This window comes from Burkholderia sp. WSM2230 (genome assembly GCF_000472445.1).
GTDB lineage: Bacteria > Pseudomonadota > Gammaproteobacteria > Burkholderiales > Burkholderiaceae > Paraburkholderia.
In genome coordinates this window covers 310535-329477 of sequence record NZ_AXAJ01000004.1, presented here as the reverse complement: position 1 = coordinate 329477, position 18943 = coordinate 310535, and the positions used below count along the sequence as shown (strand labels likewise).

At 63.7% G+C, this 18943-nt stretch carries 17 protein-coding genes and 1 tRNA gene; 11 read left to right on the top strand and 7 right to left on the bottom strand.

Going from position 1 to position 18943, the window contains the following annotated elements; genetic code table 11:
- Positions 1-44: 44 nt before the first annotated feature.
- Entirely contained in the window at positions 45-956 is a 912-nt protein-coding gene (locus tag A3AC_RS0111635) for a LysR family transcriptional regulator (RefSeq protein WP_025599014.1), read from the bottom strand.
- Positions 957-1137: 181 nt separating this feature from the next.
- Between A3AC_RS0111635 and speB the strand changes: the two genes are divergently transcribed.
- Complete coding sequence (speB, locus tag A3AC_RS0111630) at positions 1138-2130, top strand: agmatinase (RefSeq protein WP_025599013.1); 993 nt, start codon at positions 1138-1140, stop codon at positions 2128-2130.
- Positions 2131-2230: 100 nt separating this feature from the next.
- Here the strand turns inward: speB and cytX are convergent, their stop codons facing one another.
- The gene (gene cytX / locus A3AC_RS0111625) at positions 2231-3556 is read right to left on the bottom strand and encodes a putative hydroxymethylpyrimidine transporter CytX (RefSeq protein WP_025599012.1); all 1326 of its coding nucleotides are present in this window, start codon (positions 3554-3556) and stop codon (positions 2231-2233) included.
- Positions 3557-3791: 235 nt separating this feature from the next.
- Between cytX and A3AC_RS0111620 the strand changes: the two genes are divergently transcribed.
- The 8 genes from A3AC_RS0111620 (at position 3792) to minE (ending at position 10802) form a co-directional block, all read left to right on the top strand.
- On the top strand, positions 3792-5105 hold the full coding sequence (locus A3AC_RS0111620; RefSeq protein ID WP_025599010.1) for a replication-associated recombination protein A: 1314 nt from the start codon (positions 3792-3794) through the stop codon (positions 5103-5105).
- 68 nt (positions 5106-5173) lie between these two features.
- Positions 5174-6469: a serine--tRNA ligase gene (serS, locus tag A3AC_RS0111615; protein ID WP_025599009.1), complete on the top strand. Its 1296-nt coding sequence runs from the start codon at positions 5174-5176 to the stop codon at positions 6467-6469.
- Positions 6470-6624: 155 nt separating this feature from the next.
- A tRNA-Ser gene (locus A3AC_RS0111610) sits at positions 6625-6714 on the top strand.
- Positions 6715-6984: 270 nt separating this feature from the next.
- Complete coding sequence (gene map, locus A3AC_RS0111605) at positions 6985-7770, top strand: type I methionyl aminopeptidase (protein ID WP_025599008.1); 786 nt, start codon at positions 6985-6987, stop codon at positions 7768-7770.
- 183 nt (positions 7771-7953) lie between these two features.
- On the top strand, positions 7954-8487 hold the full coding sequence (locus tag A3AC_RS0111600; protein WP_025599007.1) for a GNAT family N-acetyltransferase: 534 nt from the start codon (positions 7954-7956) through the stop codon (positions 8485-8487).
- Positions 8488-8712: 225 nt separating this feature from the next.
- Positions 8713-9615: a septum site-determining protein MinC gene (minC, locus tag A3AC_RS0111595; protein ID WP_025599006.1), complete on the top strand. Its 903-nt coding sequence runs from the start codon at positions 8713-8715 to the stop codon at positions 9613-9615.
- A gap of 102 nt (positions 9616-9717) precedes the next feature.
- A complete protein-coding gene (gene minD / locus A3AC_RS0111590) occupies positions 9718-10533 on the top strand; it encodes a septum site-determining protein MinD (protein ID WP_025599005.1) in 816 nt (271 codons plus the stop codon).
- Positions 10534-10547: 14 nt separating this feature from the next.
- Positions 10548-10802, top strand: a complete 255-nt coding sequence (gene minE / locus A3AC_RS0111585) for a cell division topological specificity factor MinE (RefSeq protein WP_006048489.1) — start codon at positions 10548-10550, stop codon at positions 10800-10802.
- 246 nt (positions 10803-11048) lie between these two features.
- Here the strand turns inward: minE and A3AC_RS0111580 are convergent, their stop codons facing one another.
- Complete coding sequence (locus A3AC_RS0111580; RefSeq protein ID WP_025599003.1) at positions 11049-12560, bottom strand: chloride channel protein; 1512 nt, start codon at positions 12558-12560, stop codon at positions 11049-11051.
- A 211-nt stretch (positions 12561-12771) separates the two neighbouring features.
- Here A3AC_RS0111580 and waaC point away from each other — a divergent pair, with 211 nt between their 5' ends.
- Together waaC and A3AC_RS31170 are read left to right on the top strand one after the other, a co-directional pair.
- Positions 12772-13776, top strand: coding sequence for a lipopolysaccharide heptosyltransferase I (gene waaC / locus A3AC_RS0111575; protein WP_025599002.1), 1005 nt, complete (start codon positions 12772-12774; stop codon positions 13774-13776).
- Positions 13777-14404: 628 nt separating this feature from the next.
- Positions 14405-14539: a hypothetical protein gene (locus A3AC_RS31170; RefSeq protein ID WP_269664075.1), complete on the top strand. Its 135-nt coding sequence runs from the start codon at positions 14405-14407 to the stop codon at positions 14537-14539.
- Between the two features lie 103 nt (positions 14540-14642).
- Here A3AC_RS31170 and A3AC_RS0111565 read toward each other — a convergent pair whose 3' ends face one another.
- The 4 genes from A3AC_RS0111565 to argH all read right to left on the bottom strand — a co-directional run bounded on the left by A3AC_RS0111565 (position 14643) and on the right by argH (position 18859).
- Positions 14643-14822, bottom strand: coding sequence for a hypothetical protein (locus A3AC_RS0111565; protein ID WP_025599001.1), 180 nt, complete (start codon positions 14820-14822; stop codon positions 14643-14645).
- Between the two features lie 153 nt (positions 14823-14975).
- Positions 14976-16283 (bottom strand): MFS transporter, encoded by a 1308-nt coding sequence (locus tag A3AC_RS0111560; RefSeq protein ID WP_025599000.1) that lies wholly within the window; start codon positions 16281-16283, stop codon positions 14976-14978.
- 455 nt (positions 16284-16738) lie between these two features.
- Positions 16739-17275, bottom strand: a complete 537-nt coding sequence (locus A3AC_RS0111555) for a TonB family protein (protein WP_025598999.1) — start codon at positions 17273-17275, stop codon at positions 16739-16741.
- A 177-nt stretch (positions 17276-17452) separates the two neighbouring features.
- A complete protein-coding gene (gene argH / locus A3AC_RS0111550) occupies positions 17453-18859 on the bottom strand; it encodes an argininosuccinate lyase (protein WP_025598998.1) in 1407 nt (468 codons plus the stop codon).
- Positions 18860-18943: the final 84 nt, after the last annotated feature.

The following is an 18943-nucleotide window of genomic DNA, read 5'->3' as shown; positions in this document are numbered from 1 at the left end:
GACGCAAGGCGCGGCGCCAGATGAGCTACGGAAAATTCGCCGCGTTATTTGTGCGCTTTTACCGCATGCGCGGCCTTCATGTCCTCGAGAAACGCTTCGACAATATCCGTTCGCTGCCGCCGTACCCGCGTGACCATATGAAATGCGACGCGATAGCGCATCAGAGCCGGGTTCAATGCGGCGAGCAGACCTTGCTCGACGAACGGCGCCGCAAAGTGCCCCGGCAGGTAGCCCAGGTGATGTCCGGAAAGCACGAGCATCGCGACCGCTTCCATGTTGTCGGCGACGGCGGTGACATTGGCGGCAGCCACCGGATTTTCTGCTTCGGGCAACGGATAGCTGCGCCACGCCCATTCGTGCGCCGCAGCCTCTGCGGGCGTCACGTCACCGGCGCGCGCAAAAAGCGGATGCCCCTTCGCACAGTAGGCAAACTGCTCTTCGGCGAACACTTCCGTGTATTCGAGCGACGGCACGCGATGCCAGAAATAGCCGATGCCGATCTGAATCCGCCCATTGAGCAGCAGCTCTTCCAGTTCGCCCGGCGAGCGCACGAGAATCGAAAACCGCACCGACTGGTCGCGCGAACGGAACCGGCCGATCGCGTCGCTGATGCGCGCGCTTGCCGACACCGGCGTATGGCCGATCATCCCAATGTCGAGCGTGCCGACGAGCTTGCGCCCTACATTGCGCGCCTGCATGCCGAAGCTGTCCACCGCATCGAGCAGCGCGCGGGCGGCGTCGACGAATTGCTCGCCGCGCGCGCTGAGACGAAAACCGCCGCGGCCACGTTCGCATAGCCGGTAGCCGAGGCGCGTCTCGAGCGTGGCCAGTTGCGTGCTGATGGTCGACTGGCCGACGTTGAGCGTGGCTTGCGCCGGCGAGACGCCGCCCGCGTCGACAATCGCCAGAAATACGCGGATGAGCCGCAGATCGAGGTCGGTGAGTTGCGAGAACATGCGTCAGGATACATCGCTCGGAATCGATGTGAAGGTTTTTGCGCGGCTATTTGAGGTTGGCGAGAACTGCTCAAGAATGAGGACTTGCCCGGCATGGGCCGTTCAGGCGGCTTTCCAGCCCAGTGTCTCCAGCCGGTTTGTCGATTCGCGCCTGCTGCGCTGCTTTCATTGCCGAGTCACGATGAATACGTCCTCTTTCATTTCTCCCGAAGCTGGCGAGCGGCCGCAGCCGCTTTCCGGCAACGCGATGCCGCGCTGCGGCGGGATCGCGACCATGATGCGTTTGCCGAACGTCGGCTCGGCCGCGGGATTCGACGCCTGCTTCGTCGGCGTGCCGTTCGATCTCGGCACCTCGAACCGCACGGGCGCGCGCTTCGGGCCGCGTCAGATCCGCAGCGAGTCTGTGCTGCTGCGCCCGTACAACATGGCGACACGCGCCGCGCCCTTCGATTCGCTGCGCGTGGCCGATCTCGGCGACGTTGCCATCAACCCGTACAACCTGCACGACTCGATTGCGCGGATTGAAACCGCGTACGACGAAATCCTCCAGCACGATTGCAAGCCGATCACACTGGGCGGCGATCACACGATTGCGCTGCCGATCCTGCGCGCGATTCATCGCAAGCACGGCAAGGTGGGGCTGATTCACGTCGACGCGCATGCCGACGTCAACGACACGATGATGGGCGAGAAAATCGCCCACGGCACGCCGTTTCGTCGCGCGGTGGAAGAAGGCTTGCTCGATTGCGAGCGCGTCGTGCAGATCGGTTTGCGCGGCACCGGCTACGCGGCCGAAGACTTCGACTGGTGCCGCGACCAGGGCTTCGAGGTCGTGCAGGCGGAGGCGTGCTGGAACCAGTCGCTCGCGCCGCTGATGGCGCGCGTGCGCGAGCGCATGGGCGACGGCCCGGTCTACATCACATTCGACATCGACGGGATCGATCCGGCTTTTGCGCCCGGCACCGGCACGCCGGAAATCGCGGGGCTGACGGTGCCGCAAGCGCTAGAGATCATTCGCGGCGCACGCGGCTTGAACATCGTCGGGTGTGATCTGGTGGAGGTCGCGCCGCCGTATGACCCGTTCGGCACAACGGCGCTGCTCGGCGCCAACCTCGCGTTCGAGTTGTTGTGCGTGCTGCCGGGCGTCGAATATCGCACGGCCGCGGCTCGTTGAGCCGGCGGCTCGCGAGGTGAGTTGGCGCAAAGCGGTGCGCCGTGCAACGAAAAGGCCTGCATTTGCAGGCCTTTTCTTCATGAGCAAGCAAAGAGACCGCTCACGCGTAAGCGGTCTTGCGCGTCGACACGAAGACGAGATAACACACGGCGCCGATCACCAGCGACGGCAACGTTGCGCCCAGATTCGGCAGCCATTGGTTGATCGCCTGGTAGGCCGCGATGCCGATCGCCCACGCGATGAAGGCGCTCAGATGCCAGCCTCCCGAAAAGCCGTAACGGCCGCGGACGTCGGCGAGCACGGCGGCTTCTATGCGGCGCTTGCGCACAATGAAGTGATCCACCAGCACCACGCCGAAGAGCGGCGCGAACACGGAGCCGATCAGCAACAGGAAGTTCTGATATTTCGCCATCGGCACGAGCAGCGCGATCAACGTGCAGAGCGCGCCGAATGCCGCGGAGAGCATCGGCACGCTGCCGCGCGCCCAGAACGTGCCCGTCGACACCGCTGCCGAATGAATGTCGGCAAATGCGTTGTCGATTTCGTCGATCAGGATCAGCAGCAGCGCGAGGCCGCCGCCCGCCTGCGCGAGCGCGCTCGTGAGCAGCGCGTCGCCGCCGCCCGCGGCGAGTCCGTAGATTGCGCCCAACGCGTAGAACCACATATTCGCGATGCCGTAGCCGAGCAGCGTGCCGCGAAACGTGTCGCCGGCGCGGCGGCCAAAGCGCGTGTAGTCCGCGATCAACGGCAGCCATGACAGCGGCATTGCAACCACAAGATCGATCGCGCCGCCGAAGGACATCTCGCCGGTGCCGGGCCGGCGCATCATGGCCGCGAGGTCGTGCTGCGCGAGCAGATTCCACGTGAGCCATCCCGCGCCCGCGAGCAGCAGCCAGATGCCCCACGTGCGCAGAAAACGCCGCACGAACGACAGCGGCCCGCTGATTGCGAGCAGCGTCGCGAGCAAGCCGAAGATGACGGTCCAGATGAGCGGCATCGAAAAACCGAACGCCTGCTTCGCGAGGGCGTCGGCGGAATCGCGCATCACGATTACTTCGAACGCGCCCCAGCCGACCAGTTGCACGGCGTTCAGCACCGCGGGCACCGAAGCGCCGCGCACGCCGAGCGTCGGACGCAGCGACGACATCGCGGCAAGCCCGGTGTCCGTGCCGATCACGCCCGCGAGCGCGAGCAGAACCACGCCGATCGCGCTGCCGATTGCGATGGCCATGAGCGCATGCGGCAGCGACAGGCCCGGCACCAGCAGCGCGCCGGCTTGGGCGACCAGCAGGCCGATGCCGAGCGAGAACCAGAGCGCGAATGCGTCGCCGGTACGGAAGGCGCGGCGCGCGTCCGGCACCGGCGTGAGCGGCGCGTAGGTGGAACCGGCGTCGCCGGTGAGCGGATCTGGTGTTGCTTGCGTCATCGGGTGTTGTCCCTGAGTCTTGTGTCTGTTGCTGATCTTGTTGCTCGTCGCCGCGAGAAAGGCGGCTGGCGCGTCCGCCGCTCTCGCTGAGGCGTCGTCACTGTCATAATGCAGGACGTTGCCCGCGTGTTTGTCGCGCGGGCCTGGCGCTGTCCGGCAACACGCCGCCTTCGGCCCATCGCAGATACCGTCGCGCGAACCGCGTCCGGAAAGCCGAGATTATCCCCAAAACGTCATGTTCGAAGAAACCCCTGCCAATGTCCCGCTCGCCGAACGCCTGCGGCCCCGCAATATCGACGAAGTGATCGGCCAGAAGCATCTGCTCGGCCCGAACAAGCCGCTGCGGGTCGCATTCGAGTCCGGCCAGGCGCATTCGATGATCCTCTGGGGCCCGCCGGGCGTCGGCAAGACCACGCTCGCGCGGCTCATGGCGGACGCGTTTCACGCGCAGTTCATCGCGCTTTCGGCGGTGCTCTCGGGCGTGAAGGACATTCGCGAGGCGGTCGAAACCGCGCAGGTTCATCGCGCGAACGGGCATCAGACGCTCGTGTTCGTCGACGAGGTGCATCGCTTCAACAAGAGCCAGCAAGACGCGTTCTTGCCGCATGTCGAGTCGGGGCTTTTCGTGTTCATCGGCGCGACGACGGAAAATCCGTCGTTCGAGGTCAACAGCGCGTTGCTGTCGCGCGCCGCCGTGTATGTGCTGAAAAGCCTGGACGAGGGCGAGTTGCGCGAACTGCTCGCGCGCGCGCAGCACGAACTGGGCGGCCTCACGTTCACCGACGAAGCGCGCGACGCGCTGATCGGTTCCGCCGACGGCGACGGCCGCAAGCTTCTGAACAACCTCGAAATCGTCGCGCGTGCCGCTTCGCAGCAGAAGACCACCGAAATTGACGGCACGTTGCTCGGCAGCGCGCTCGCCGAAAATCTGCGCCGCTTCGACAAAGGCGGCGACGCGTTCTACGACCAGATCAGCGCCCTGCATAAATCGGTGCGCGGCAGCAGTCCGGACGGCGCGCTGTACTGGTTCTGCCGGATGCTCGACGGCGGCGCGGACCCGCGCTATCTGGCGCGCCGCATCGTCCGGATGGCGTGGGAGGATATCGGTCTCGCCGACCCGCGCGCGGCGCGCATCGCGCTCGACGCGGCCGAAACCTACGAGCGGCTGGGTACACCGGAGGGCGAACTCGCGCTCGCGCAGGCCATCATCTATCTCGCGGTCGCGCCGAAGTCGAATGCCGGCTACAACGCGTATAACGAAGCGCGGCGTTTCGTCAGCAAGGACAAGTCGCGCGGCGTGCCGGTGCATTTGCGCAACGCGCCGACCAAGCTCATGAAGGAGCTTGGCTATGGTCACGAATATCGCTACGCGCACGACGAACCCGATGCCTACGCGGCCGGCGAGACGTATCTTCCGGACAACATGCGCGATCCGCATTGGTACACGCCGACGCCGCGCGGCCTCGAAGGCAAGATCGGCGACAAGATGGCGCGCCTTGCCGAACTCGACGCGCAATGGCGCAGCGAGAACAAGCCGAAGAAGGGCTGACACTCTCCGGCGCGCTGCGCCGGTGCGCTAAAATCCCACCTTCACACAACGAATACCCGCCCCATCCCATGCTCGACATCCAGTTGCTGCGCAAAGACCTCGACGGCGTCGCGAAACGCCTCGCCGACCGCGGCTATACCCTCGACGTCGCGGCTTTCACCGCGCTCGAAGCGGAACGCCGCGATACCCAGACCCGTACCGAAGAACTGCAGGCGCGCCGCAACAGCCTGTCCAAGCAGATCGGCGCGATGAAAGGGCGGGGCGAGGACACGTCGGCGCTGATGGCCGAAGTAGGCGGCATTGGCGACGAGATGAAGGCGTCGGCGGCGAAGCTGGACGATATTCAGAAGCGTCTGTCGGATCTGCTGCTGGGCGTGCCGAATCTTCCGCATGAGAGCGTGCCCGTCGGTCGCGACGAAGCGGATAACGTCGAGGTGCGCCGCTGGGGCACGCCGCGTCAGTTCGACTTCGAAGTGAAGGATCACGTGGATGTGGGCGCACCGCTCGGCCTCGATTTTGAGACCGGCGCCAAGCTTTCGGGCGCGCGCTTCACCATGTTGCGTGGACAGATCGCGCGGCTGCATCGCGCGCTCGCCCAGTTCATGATAGACACGCATACACAGCGGCACGGCTATACGGAGATTTACACGCCGTATATCGTGAATCCGGAAATTCTGTACGGCACCGGCCAACTGCCCAAGTTCGCAGACGACATGTTTCGCGTCGAAAAGGGCGGCGGCGAAAATACGGTGACGCAATATCTGATTTCGACGTCGGAAATCTCGCTGACGAACACGGTGCGCGAGAGCATCGTCGAAGCCAATGCGTTGCCCATCAAGCTGACCGCGCATTCGCCGTGCTTCCGTTCGGAAGCGGGTTCGTACGGGCGCGATACGCGCGGCATGATCCGACAGCATCAGTTCGACAAGGTTGAGATGGTGCAGATCGTTGCGCAGGAAACCTCTTACGACGCGTTGGAACAGATGGTCGGTCACGCGGAAACGATTCTGCAGAAACTGGAACTGCCGTACCGCGTAATCACCCTGTGCACGGGCGACATGGGCTTTTCGGCGACCAAGACTTACGACCTCGAGGTGTGGTTGCCCGCGCAGAACACCTATCGCGAAATTTCGAGCTGCTCGAATACGGAGTCCTTCCAGGCTCGCCGGATGCAGGCGCGTTATCGCAACGCGCAGGGCAAGCCGGAACTCGTGCATACGCTCAATGGCTCGGGGCTCGCGGTCGGCCGTACGCTCGTGGCGGTGCTGGAGAATTTCCAGAACGCGGATGGGTCGGTGACGGTGCCGGCTGCATTGCGGCCGTATCTGGGCGGTACGGAGCGGCTGGAAGTGCCGGCGGTTTGAATTGCGTTGCTCCAGTGCCTCGCTATGAATTTTTTTGACGAGGGACTTGGAAATCCAGATCAGCTGTTCTATAATCTTTCTCTCTCAAGCAGCGACCCGCTTGAATCTGACAAAACCGCCCGGCTTCACAAGGTGGCGGTGAGTTGGAAAAACACGGAAAGGTGGCAGAGTGGTCGAATGCGCCGGACTCGAAATCCGGTGTACCTTTAGGGGTACCGTGAGTTCGAATCTCACCCTTTCCGCCAGATCTAGAAAGCAGGCCCTTCGGGGCCTGTTTTTGTTTCTGGTCCCAGCATTGCGTTGGTCGTTTGAATGTCGTGCCAGCGTCTCGCTTTCATAAGCGATCCTAAGTTAATGGTGCTGGCGCGGCTCCAACGCGAATCAACGGATGCAGGCGCGCGCTTTCTCGCCGTCGCGCCCGTTTGCCTCCCCTCGCACCGACCCCTGCCCGATCCTCTGTACAATTGGCCGTTCGATTGAACATCGCCCCATCTTCGAACCCATCGACCGAATTCATGGCCATTACCTACAAGACTCCCGACGACATCGCCAGGCTGCGCATCTCGGGCCGCCTCGCGGCCGACGTGCTGGCCATGATCGGCGAGCACGTCAAGGCCGGTGTCTCCACCGACGAACTGGACGCACTGTGCAACGACTACATCGTCAACACACAGAAGTCGATTCCGGCGAACGTCGGTTATCTGGGTTTTCCCAAGACGGTATGCACGTCGGTCAACCAGGTGGTCTGCCATGGCATTCCCAATCGCAACGAGGTGCTCAAGGACGGCGATATCATCAACATCGACGTAGCCATCATCAAGGACGGCTATTTCGGCGACACGAGCCGCATGTATTGCGTCGGCGAGCCGAGCCCGGTGGCGCGCCAACTGGTCGATACGACGTATGAGGCCATGCTCGCGGGCATCCGCGAAGTGAAGCCGGGCGCCACGCTCGGCGATGTCGGCCATGCGATCCAGAAGGTGGCGCAGCGCGACGGCTTCTCGATCGTGCGCGATTATTGCGGCCACGGCATCGGCAAGGTGTATCACGAAGACCCGCAGGTCCTGCACTACGGTCAGCCGGGGCAGGGCATGCGTCTGAAGCCCGGCATGGTCTTCACCATCGAACCGATGATCAACGCGGGCCGCGCCGGCACCACCGTTCTGCGCGACGGCTGGACGGTGGTCACCAAAGACCGCTCGCTGTCGGCCCAATGGGAACACATGATCGCCGTCACCGACGACGGCTACGAACTCCTTACGCCCTGGCCGGACGGCACCGGCAGCTACGAGGCTCCTTAGCCCGCAAGCCTTACTCGCGAGCGGCTTTACGCGCACGGCGTCGGGCGCGGCAAATGCTGCTAACCCGTCGTACGCTTTGCGAGAACCCGTTCGCGCGATAAGATCGCCCGGCAAAGAATGATTTGACTCGCACGCCGGTTCGGTTAAAGCTACGCCTTAAGGCTTCAAGGGGTTTTCGTCTGCATGAGTCCGTCATTGACCGTTCGCCGTATCGCCGCTGATCAGGGCGCCGTTTTTCGCGAACTCCGTACTGCGTCGCTGCGAGAGGCGCCCTATGCCTTTGGTGCGACGCTGGAAGACGCATTGTCTGCGGACGCCGCCAGCTTTGACGTCATCGCCGCGAAGCACGCGGTTTCTCTCACGGTCAGCACTTTTATTCTTTATACCGAGGGTCATCCGGCCGGACTGATCGAAGCGCATTTCGAAGATGTCCCGGAGCGTCGCGCATTCGTCTGTGAGCTGTGGGTGGCGCCGGCGGTCCGGCACCTGCGCGGCGGAGAGCTGCTCGTCGACACCGCGAGCGGCTGGCTCGCCAACGAGGGCGCCACGGAAATCTACGCCTGGGTCGCCGACTCCAATCGCAATGCCATGCGCTTTTACGAAGCGCTCGGTTTTGGGCCGACCGGCGAGCATCGGCGCATGGCGCGTGCGCCGGAGCAGGCCGAAAGTCTGCTGGTTCGCCACGTGCCGTCCACGTCCCCTGCAGTTGACTCGTGACCCACCGAGCGGCGCAGCAGTTCGCCGCCCGTCTCGCATTTTCTCGCGCATTCCCCTTCGTATCCGCGCCCGTAGCTCGACGGCTCGTTACCTCGTCCGCTCTTGCGCGGCGCGGCGTGATCCTTTTGAGCGCACGGCATGCGGATATTCGCCGCGCTGTCGGGCAAAAAATCTCGCCGCGCGCGTGGACGCCTGTAAAATACGCAAAATTTTTTGCCGAACGCTATGTCGCCCAAGAAATCGCCCTTTTTCGAACTCCGCAGCGGTTCCGTCGACACGCTCCTTTTTGTGGTCAAGACAACCGACCTCGATGCCATGCGTGCCGAGCTGACCCGGCGCTTCGAGGCGACCCCCGAATTTTTTGCTAACGACGTCGTCGCGATCGACGTGCGCCGTCTCGCGGAGAACGAGCGCGTGCCGCTTGCCGACATCGCGCAATTGCTCGAGAGCGTGCGCATGCGTCCGGTCGGCGTCGTTGCAGAGCCGCAGCAGTCGTGGGCCGCGGAGTCGGCATTGCCGCTTCTCGAAGCGCGCGACCGTCGCGGCGCGGGCGCGAAACCGGCTGATGAGGATTCGGCGAGCACGCCCGCAGCGGATAGCGGCACAGCCGCAAATGGCACGCCAAGCTCCGCGACGAACAGTGAAAACGGTGCGGACAGCTCGAGCGACGCGGCGGCAAACGCAAACGCAAGCGCAAACGCAAACACGAGCGCAAACCCCGCGCTGGGCGCCGCCGCAGCCGCACCGCTCGAACCCGCGCCCGCCGCCGAGCCCGTACGCCTTGCCACCTCGTCGCAAACCATGGTGGTCGAAAAACCGCTGCGCTCGGGCCAGCGTATCTACGCAAAGGGCGATCTCGTCGTGCTCGGGCTCGTGAGCTACGGCGCGGAAGTCATCGCGGAAGGCAATATCCACATCTATGCGCCGTTGCGCGGCCGCGCGCTTGCCGGCGTGCAAGGCAATCACGACGCGCGTATTTTCTGCACGTGTCTCGAACCGGAACTGATCTCGATCGCGGGCATCTATCGGACGACCGAAAACCCGCTGCCGGCCGACGTGCTCGGCAAGCCCGTTCAGATCTGGCTCGAAGACGAAAAGTTGATGATCGAACCATTGCGGCTCACGTAAGCGCAGCGAAGCGCGCCGTGCTGAGGCTTTGCGGCAGGCGGCGTTTTGCACGAAATATGGCCGCACATAATTGACGAATTTGACGAACACAAGGTAAGGGTAATGGCAAAAATCATTGTGGTGACATCGGGCAAGGGTGGCGTGGGCAAGACGACCACGAGCGCGAGTTTTGCATCGGCCCTCGCGTTGCGGGGCAGCAAGACCGCCGTGATCGACTTCGACGTCGGCCTGCGCAACCTCGATCTCATCATGGGTTGCGAGCGCCGCGTGGTGTACGACCTGATCAACGTGATCCAGGGCGAAGCCAATCTGAACCAGGCGCTCATCAAGGACAAGAAGTGCGAGCACCTCTTCATTCTTCCGGCCTCGCAAACGCGTGACAAAGACGCGCTGACCATGGAAGGCGTCGAGAAGGTCATTAACGACCTGATCGCAATGGACTTCGAATACATCGTGTGCGACTCGCCGGCCGGCATCGAATCGGGCGCGCTGCTCGCCATGCATTTCGCCGACGAAGCGCTGATCGTGACGAATCCGGAAGTGTCGTCGGTGCGCGACTCGGACCGCATTCTCGGCATTCTTTCGTCGAAGACCAAGCGCGCAATTGAAGGCAAGGAGCCGATCAAGGAGCACCTGCTGATCACGCGCTACAACCCGAAGCGCGTGAGCGAAGGCGAAATGCTGTCGCTCACGGACATCCAGGAAATTCTGCGCATCGACCTGATCGGCGTAATTCCGGAATCGGAAGCCGTGCTGCATGCGTCGAACCAGGGTTTGCCGGCGGTGCACCTGGACGGCACTGACGTCGCCGAAGCCTATAAAGACGTCGTATCGCGTTTCCTCGGCGAGCAGAAATCGCTTCGCTTTATCGATTACCAGAAGCCCGGGCTGCTGCAGCGCCTCTTCGGCACCAAGTAAGGGGAGCGCACGTTATGTCGATTCTTTCGTTTTTGCTGGGCGAGAAAAAGAAGTCCGCGTCGGTAGCGAAGGAACGCCTGCAGTTGATCATCGCGCACGAGCGCGCCGGCGGTCATGCTCCCGCCGATTACCTGCCTGCGTTGCAACGCGAACTGGTGGCCGTGATTTCGAAGTACGTGCGGATTTCCGATGACGACATCCGCGTGAGTCTCGAACGCCAGGACGACCTCGAAGTGCTCGAGGTCAAGATCGAAATCCCGCAGACCTGACGCGCATTGCTGGTGGAAGGGCGGGTGCGTTGATGCGCTGACGGGCGCGGCGGCGCGCATGTCGATGTGCGGCGCGCCGTGAATGTGCGACTGGCCAAAGAGCGGCCAAGGAACGAGCGGCCGGCGCGCGAGCCGCCAGCGTCGCTTACGGCCGGCGCGCAGCCGGGCGGTGTCAATGGATGTATCGGCTCGCGCATCACCGGGCGCACTGATCGACGAACCAGCGCGACGAATCAGCGCGACGAATCAGCGCGACGAACCAGCGGGTGCATCAGTTGGCGCGTCGCCTGACGGCTCAGTGGAAGGCTGCGCAACGACTGCTTGCGTCGCCGGTTGAGGCGCATCCGCTTCGGACACTCCCTTCGCGGGCTCATGCGCATTCGCTTGGGTCACTTCCGTCGCCGGCTCAGGCGCATCCACCTCGGGCACTTCCGGCACCGGAGCGGGCGCCGGACGCGGCAGCGGCGCCAGATAGCGCTCCGAAAGCGCTTCATAAAGCGGTGGCGCGAACATGCGCGCAACGCGGCTCGCGATGAGCGCGGTGGCCATCAGCGAGATCACGAGCGCGTGACCGTTGATCATCTCCATCACGATCACAAACGACGTAATCGGCGATTGCGTGACGGCCGCCAGATAGCCGACCATGGCAAGCGCGATCAGCATCGGCAGTTGCATCGAGCCGAACACCATGTGCAGCAGATTGCCGAAGCCCGCGCCGATCGACAGCGACGGCGCGAAGATACCGCCCGGAATGCCGGGCAGGTATGAGCCGACCATCGAAATCATTTTCAGGAACGGGTAGAACACGGACAACTGCTGGTTCCCGTCGAGCAATCCGCGTGCTTCCGCATAGCCGCTGCCGAAGGTGGTGCCGCCCGAAATCAGGCCGACTGCCGCGATCACAAGGCCGCACAACGCGGCGAACGCGACAGGCCGCTCGCCGTGCAACTGGCGCAACGGTGCGGGAATCCAGCGCGCGGTGTTGAGCAGCAACCAGCCGAACACGCCGCCCGCGATGCCGGTGACGATGCCCGTGAGCAGCACCGCCAGCGCAAGCAGATCGGGAAAGTGCGCGCCGATCTGAATCGTGCCGAAATAGGTGTAGTTGCCGTTCAGGCCAAGCGCGATGACACCGGCAATGATGATCGCGGTAATCAGCACGCCGCTCGCGCGCGCTTCGAAGCTGCGCGTCAATTCCTCGATGGCGAACACAATGCCGGCGAGCGGCGTGTTGAATGCCGCCGACAAACCCGCTGCCGCGCCCGCCAGCACCAGTTGCCGCTCGATCAGCGCATTCGAGCGCGGATAAAGCCTGCGCAGATTGAACATGAGCGCGGCGCCCACCTGCACGGTCGGACCTTCGCGGCCGATCGTGAAGCCGCCGAGAATCGCGAGGAAAGACACGGCGATCTTGCCAAGCAGGATGCGAAACGAGAGCAGCCGCGCGCCGTATTCGCCGGGCTTCGCATGAAGCGTAGCGATCACCTGCGGGATGCCGCTGCCCTCGGCGCCGCGGAAGAACTTGCGCGTGAGCCACACGGCGAGCGCGGCAACGCCTGGCGTGATGATGAGCGGCGCCCAGACATACTCGCGCTGCACCGCACGGAATTCGCCGTAACCCCAGTCAATCAGCCGCGCGTAGAGCACCGCGACGAGCCCGACCGCAATTGCACCGAGCCAGAAAATGCCGTATTGCCGCCAAAGGCGTCTGGCTCGACGCACGATCCCGGAGGAAAGGAGAGGTTGTGCTCGCGGCATGAGTGTCTGAAGAAGCAAATGAAGAAGTATAAAGCGCGCGGATCGCCCCAAACGGTTTGAAAGCAACGTGAAATGTAGTAAAAGACAAGTTGTAAGGCGACCGCTGTAAGGCGCCGTATTAATTGCCGGGCATCCGGATTGCCCGGTTCAGCAAAGACTATTCCATTCGTCGGCTAAAATGTTTTGAAGTCTGAACAACCAAAGGCCCTCAATGAAGCGAGTCCTTATCGTCAAGGTCACCTCACTAGGCGATATCGTGCAAGCGCTGCCCGTCGTGGCTGATATCAAACGCGCGTTTCCCGGCGTTCAGGTGGATTGGGCCGCGGACGAAGCATTCGCCGAAGTGGCGCAATGGTGCAAGGGTATAGACCGCGTGCTGTTCGCGCCGCTGCGCCGCTTCAAGAAAGCACGCCGCTGGGCGGACTTAAAGGCGATTGCGGCGTCCATTTCGGAACTGCGCGCGCATCGCTACGACTACATTATCGACATTCACGGCGTGTACAAGAGCGCGATTATCGCGTTTCTGGCCCGCTCGTCGCGGCGCATCGGCTATCAGTCGCAGGATCTGGGCGAGCGCGGCGCCGCGTTCGCCTACAGTGGGCGCTTCGGTCCGCGTCCGCTATGCAATGCGTGGCACGGCATGCGCATCAGCGCGAGTGAAGCCTTGGGCTATGAGGTGCAGGGCCCGGCCGTCTACGATCTGAAATTGCCCGAGCCGGCAAAGCCGCTGTTCGCAGGAGAACGGGCGCCCGTCGCCGCGCTTTTTCATGCCACGTCGAAAGACGACAAGAAATGGCCGGTCTCGCATTGGGCGGTGGTCGGCGCGGAACTCGCGGATCGCGGCTTTCGGGTGGTTCTGCCGTGGGGCTCCGAAGGCGAGCGCCTCGAAGCCGAACAGATCGCCGCGCAAGTGCCGGGCTCGAAGGTTCTGCCGAAACTGAGCGTCACTGAAATCGCGCAAATGATCGACGCGTGCGCGCTGGTGGTCGGCACGGACACCGGTTTTGTCCACCTCGCACATGCACTGCAAAAGCGCACGGTGATGGTCTTCGTGGCGACCTCGCCATCGCACTGCGGCGTGGAAGCGCCGTTCCGCTCGATCTCGGTCGGCGACGGCCTTTCGGTGCCGCCCATCAGCGACGTTCTCGACGCCATCGACTACGTGCACACGGAGCCGCAGGCTCTGGCCGCGCAGCAGGGCTCGGCCGCGGCTTGAGCGATAGTCGCCGCGCAATCGCGCAATCGTTTGCTCAAAGAAAAAGGGCGTGACGTGCAGGGTGCCTATGTGAACCGGCCCAGTCACGTGACGCCCGGAAACGCCCGCGTCGGGGAACGTCGGGCGAAGAGAAGCCGCATTGCTGCGTGAGATCCGGTGCGCCAGGTGCCCGCGAGTTGTCCGCGAAGTGCTTATTGCGCGCCGTGCATGCATTACACGCTTGTTAAATCTGTCGCTTTTCGTTGGTCGTGAGGCTCATTGCGCCCGCGGCCTGTGCCGGCCCCGGGCCATGAGTGCGGGCCACCGTGCTGCTTTCGAGCCGCTCTCGACGCGGTTCCGAGCCGCATGACGCCCGGTCCATTCCATCTTCGCGAAGCCGCAACGCAGCAGCCATGAGGCGCGTCGGCGCCGGGCACATGCAAGCCAGTATAGGCGGTGTTTTCGTTTGCTGTTTCGCAGAACGTCAGTTCTCAACGTGCGGCGACTGGCAAAGCCGGGCGGCCTTCGCGAATGTGTAACCCCGCCGTGATCTTCCCTTACAACTGGCAACGTTCTCGCGGGCGCGGGTCGTGTTCAATCGAGTCATTCGGGACCTCGGCTCGAACAATCTGACTCGACGGAGAACAACATGAAACGCTTGATCCTGACCCTGATCGCCGGCACCGCGCTTGCCACCATGCTGGGCGGCTGTATCGTCGCTCCGGCGCCGGGCTATTACTACGGCGGTGGCGGCTACCACCATCACGGCTATTACTACCGCTGAGATCGCTCAGATCGTTGAGCCGCGCTGACCGCTGACCACTGAATGCGCGGCCTGGCCCGCCACGAAGTGTCGGCCGGAAGGCGCGGGAGGGAATTTCAGCGCATCAGGCGACCAGCATTTCGAACGCGACGACCGCGGTAATGGCCGCCGCGTTTGCCGCGAGCGCCTCGACGACAATGCCCTTCCAGCTGGCGGGACGAAAGCGCAGCGCCAGCAGCAGTGAACACAGAAGCGCGAGCGCGATGATCATCACGACGTCGGCATTGTGAAGATGAAGGTTCATCCGGACCTCCCTGCTTGCCATGTGGTTATTTCAATTCGAGTATAGGCAAGTCAAAAAGGCGCGCAAGACCGGGGATTCACGCAGCGAAAGCCCGCCAGGCGGGCGCTTCGGCACCTGGGTAGCCGAAGCTCGCCGCCTTGCGGACCGCTGCCGTCACATCATGCGGGAGTCGCGTGTTTCGCGCATGCAGAGCACGCCGATCATGCTGACCGCCGCGGCAATCGACACATACGCGCCAACCCACGGCAACCCGCCGCGCGCAGCCAGCATCTGCGCGATATACGGTGCCACGGACGCGCCCAGAATCCCGCCGAGGTTATACGACACGCCCGCACCGGTATAACGCACGTTGGTGGGGAACAGTTCGGGCAGCAACGCGCCCATCGGCGCAAAGGTCACACCCATCAGGAACAGCTCGATCACGAGGAAGAGCAGCACGAGCGGCGTCTGTCCGCTGCCGAGGAGCGGCGCCATCGTGAAGCCGGACAGCACAGCCGCGACGATGCCCACGACCAGCACCGGCTTGCGGCCATAACGGTCGCTTGCCCACGCCGAGAGCGGCGTGGCGAGCGCCATGAAGACCACGGCGATGCACAGGAGCCCGAGGAACGTCTGCCGCGGAATGTGCAGTACCGACACCCCGTACGACAGCGAGAACGTCGTCGCGTTGTAGAACAGCGTGTAGCAGACCACCATCGCCAGCGCGCCGAGCAGCGTGGGCAGCCAATGCCGCGAGAGGAGCGTCGCGATGGGCACCTTCACGCGCTCCTGCCGCTCGATAGCGGCCTGAAAGGCCGGCGTCTCGGCGATCTTCAGGCGCACGTACAGGCCAAGCGCCACCAGCACCGCGCTCACGAGGAACGGCACGCGCCAGCCCCAGCTGCGAAACTGCGCGTCGGTGAGCGACATCGCAAGCGCGAAGAAAAGTCCGTTGGACGCGAGAAAGCCGATGGACGGCCCCAATTGCGGGAACATGCCGAACCAGCCGCGCTTGCCGGCCGGCGCGTTTTCGGTGGCGAGCAGCGCCGCGCCGCCCCATTCGCCCCCGAGCCCGATGCCCTGGCCGAAACGCAAGATGCACAGCAGGATTGGCGCGAGGCTGCCGATGGAGTCGTAGCCAGGCACGAAGCCGATCAACGTGGTGGACAGACCCATCACCAGCAGCGACGCGACCAGCGTCGACTTACGGCCAATGCGGTCGCCGAAGTGGCCGAACAGGAACGAGCCGATGGGGCGCGCGACAAAGGCAATGCCGAACGTGACGAAAGCCGACAAGGCCTGAGCCGTTGCCGAGCCATGCGGGAAAAACACCGGGCCGATGACGAGCGCCGCGGCGGTCGCATAGACATAGAAATCGTAGAACTCGATTGCGGTGCCGATGAAGCTCGCAAAGATGATCCGCCCGCTGTTGGTCTGCCCGGCCGCATTGGGCCTGGCCGCGGAAATCGGCGATGTGGACATGCAGGGTCTCCATGTGTCGTGATGCCGGTTCGCTGCCGCCTTGCAGCCTGTGACGGCGGCGCGCGCGCCTCGCGGCAGCGTTGTCGCCCGCGGTGCAGTCAATAGGACCACGCCCGGAAAACGGCGAGCTGAATCGGCATCTTTGTTGAGGGTTCGTGCGCGCTTGTGCGGATCACGCGTCGAGCTTGCGTCGAGATACGACTCGCAACGCACAACATACAACGCATTACACGAAGGCGCTTGCGCGGCACGCACGGATGACGCGGTGCCGCGACAGGCTGCGAGCACGCCTGCGGATGAGCAGGCGGCCTGAGCGGTGCCGGAAGACTCCGGCGGGGAATCGGAAAATTATAGCGAGCGCGGCGCTCGCGCAGCAAGGCGGTCGGCCGATCAACAGGCCGTTCAACAGCCCCATCAACCAGGCTGCATTCAGTCAATACGTTCAGTCGACACGGTTAGTCGATAGTGAGCGCTTGCGGCGACGCGAGTTCGCGCAACTGGAATTTGCCGTCGTCGTTGAAAAGCCAGTCTTCGAACAGCTCGAGCTGGCCGCGGCCGTTCAGCAACTTGCCGGGCGGCAAGGGCAGCGGCGAGGCGCGCCGCAAGCTGGCGAGCGCGGTGCCTTCGGCTTCGTCGTCGCCATTCGTGCGATACACCGACGACTGCACCACGTGCCCGTTGCGATCCACCGTGAAGGACACCACGACGAGCGAGCGCAGCATCGCTTGCGGTGTGCCGCGCAGCACGTATGACGGACTGCGCTCGACGATGCGCCGCGCAACAGCTTCGCGGTATTGATCCAGCGTGACGCTGTTGACCGCGGCAGGCGGCGTGGCCACCACCGCGCGCGGCGGCGGCGTAATCGTGCAGCCGGCGACGGCGAGCGCGAGCAACGCCATCGGTGCCGCGCCGCGCAGCAGGTTCGACCATGCGCAGCCGCGGCGCGCGCTGCATTCGGTCAGAGGAAGAAGGGAGCGCGTGCGGGTAAGCATGATGAACCACGACAAAGGGCGGAACGTGTTTTGATGGTAGTCAAAAACCGCGCGGTTTCAATCCGCGTTCGCCCCCGTGTGAGCAGGCACGCTGCTAGCAAAAAGGCGAACTCGTCAACGAGTTCGCCCTTCGCGATTTGCCATGCGTGAGCGCGCGTGCAAGCCACGCGCCTGTGCTCAGTTCAACGCTTGCCGCGCGGCCTTGATCGCCGCGAGCACCTGCTCGGGCGCCGTGCCGCCCGGATGATTGCGGCTCGCAACCGAGCCTTCGAGCGTCAGATACGAGAACACATCTTCGCCGATCAGATGTGCGACGTTCGGCAACTCGCCGCGCATTTCGTCGAGCGTGAGATCCGCGAGATCGCAGCCGCGGTCCGCGCAGATACGCACGGCGAGCGCGACCGCTTCGTGCGCATCGCGAAACGGCAGGCCGCGCTTGACCAGATAGTCGGCCAGATCGGTTGCCGTCGAGAAGCCTTGCAATGCGGCGTCGCGCATGGCTTGCGGCTTCACCGAAATGCCCGCCACCATTTCCGCGAAGATGCGCAGAGTATCGGCGACTGTGTCGACGGTGTCGAACAGCGGTTCCTTGTCTTCCTGATTGTCCTTGTTGTACGCGAGCGGCTGGCCCTTCATCAGCGTGAGCAGCGCCATCAGGTGGCCGTTCACGCGGCCGGTCTTGCCGCGCGCGAGTTCGGGCACGTCCGGGTTCTTCTTCTGCGGCATGATCGACGAGCCGGTGCAGAAGCGGTCGGCCAGATCGATGAAGCCGACGCGCGGGCTCATCCACAGCACGAGTTCTTCGGAGAAGCGCGAGATGTGCGTCATGACCAGTGCCGACGCGGCCGTGAATTCGATCGCGAAGTCGCGGTCCGAAACGGCATCGAGCGAATTTGCGCAGATGCCGTCGAAGCCGAGGGTTTTCGCCACTGCATGGCGGTCGATCGGATAGCTCGTGCCGGCGAGCGCAGCCGCGCCGAGCGGCAGGCGGTTCACGCGCTTGCGGCAATCGAGCATGCGCTCGGAATCGCGTGAAAACATTTCCACGTAGGCAAGCAGGTGATGGCCGAACGTGACCGGCTGCGCGACCTGCAAGTGCGTGAAGCCCGGCATGATGGTCGACGCGTTCTTCTCCGCCATGTCGAGCAGGGCCGTGCGCAACTGCTTCAGCAAATCGCCGATACGGTCGATCTCGCCGCGCAGCCACAAGCGGATGTCCGTCGCGACCTGGTCGTTGCGCGAGCGGCCCGTGTGCAGGCGCTTGCCCGCGTCGCCGATCAGCGCGGTCAGCCGCGCCTCGATGTTCAGGTGGACGTCTTCCAGATCGAGTTGCCACTCGAACTCGCCGCGCTCGATTTCACCCTTGATCTGCGCCATGCCGCGTTGAATCGCGGCGAGGTCGTCGGCGGCGATGATCTTTTGCGCGGCCAGCATCGAGGCGTGCGCGAGCGACCCTTCAATGTCGACGAGCGCCAGACGCTTGTCGAAGAAAACCGACGACGTATAGCGTTTGACGAGCTCCGACATCGGCTCCGAGAAGCGAGCCGACCAGGCTTCGCCTTTTTTGTGCAGTTGGGACGTCATGGTATTGGGCAGTTAAACAGCAGTTGAGCGACGGTTGAGCGAGCGGTGACGAGCAGACGGCGCGAATGCACATGACACGGCTGC